The organism is Halalkalibacter akibai JCM 9157, from assembly GCF_000513135.1.
Lineage (GTDB): Bacteria > Bacillota > Bacilli > Bacillales > Bacillaceae_D > Halalkalibacter > Halalkalibacter akibai.
In genome coordinates this window covers 1-1,279 of the sequence record NZ_BAUV01000127.1, presented here as the reverse complement: position 1 = coordinate 1,279, position 1,279 = coordinate 1, and the positions used below count along the sequence as shown (strand labels likewise).

Here is a 1,279-nt window from a genome sequence, read left to right as displayed (position 1 = left end):
GACTGGAGCGCAATGGAACGAACACGATACTTCTCCATTACCATTAAACACTATACGAAACAACCAAAAAGAGGAGGACTTATCTCTAAGCCATCCTCTTTATTTCTTTATATGGTAATGTGATAGATATTTTCGTTCCTTTCCCTAACTCACTCTCTATTAAAAACTGTCCATCATGGTCTTCAACAATTTTTGAACTTATCATTACCCCTAACCCTGTACCGCCTTGTTTAGTTGTAAAAAAGGTTTTTCCTAATTGAGCGAGTCGTTCCTCTGACATTCCTTCTCCTTGATCTTGAACACTTACTGTAACAACGTCCTTTTTTTCCTCGATGGCGACAGTGATCTCGCCCTCTGTTTTCATAGCCTCAATCGCATTTTTTATTATATTAATAAAAACTTGCTTTAGTTTGTTTTCATCACAATTTACAATAATTTCTCTTATGCTGGAATCACTGAAACTCATTTTTATTTGAATGTTATGGATAATTGCTTGTGTCGTCATAAGTGTAACAACTGTATTAAGGACTTGAATTAAGTTTTTTTCTTTTAACATCAATCCTCTTGGTTTAGCAATTAAAAGCAGTTCTCCAACAATAGCATTGATTCTCTCAATCTCAGACAACATAATCCCTACATATGATGTTTGACTTGAATTATTTTGCTCAAGTAATTGTAAAAATCCTTTTAAACTCGTAATTGGATTTCTGATTTCATGAGCAACCCCTGCAGCTAATTCACCAATGATCGATAATTGATCAACATGTTGTAGTTTCTCAAGTTGTTGTTGCGTTTCTGATAATTCTTGAAGAAGAATTATATATGAGTTTTGACCATTTATTTTGCAAACATTTAATTCAACTTCTAGCTCACTATCAGGATGTCTAATTGTGCCACATAACCTTCCTTGCTCAAAAGTTGAATTTTCGTTATGTATAGTTAAGACATTAAAAACTGACGTCCCAGTTAGAGTTTCTGTTCCTTCTACGTGTAATAATTCCGCTCCTGCCTGATTATAACTAATTATTTTTTCATTTCTAATCATCACAGCTGGGACCGTTAATGTTTTTACTATATTCGTATAGGTTACAATTTGACTGATTTTATGAACAAAAACGATTAAACCGCTCAAAATTACCATTATAACGATTATTTGAATTACGAACGGTAACTGAAGTTTACCTAACAACACAACAATCAAACTCATCATAAATAAAGCTAATATTATACTTACCATTCTCTTGAAAGAAAACTTCACTTTTCATTTTCACTCCTCTAT

The 1,279-nt window shown here is 32.9% G+C and carries 1 protein-coding gene; it reads right to left on the bottom strand.

The window, feature by feature from the left end; all coding sequences use genetic code 11:
* Positions 1-85: 85 nt before the first annotated feature.
* On the bottom strand, positions 86-1,258 hold the full coding sequence (locus JCM9157_RS23020) for an ATP-binding protein (RefSeq protein WP_148296957.1): 1,173 nt from the start codon (positions 1,256-1,258) through the stop codon (positions 86-88).
* Between the last annotated feature and the right edge of the window lie 21 nt (positions 1,259-1,279).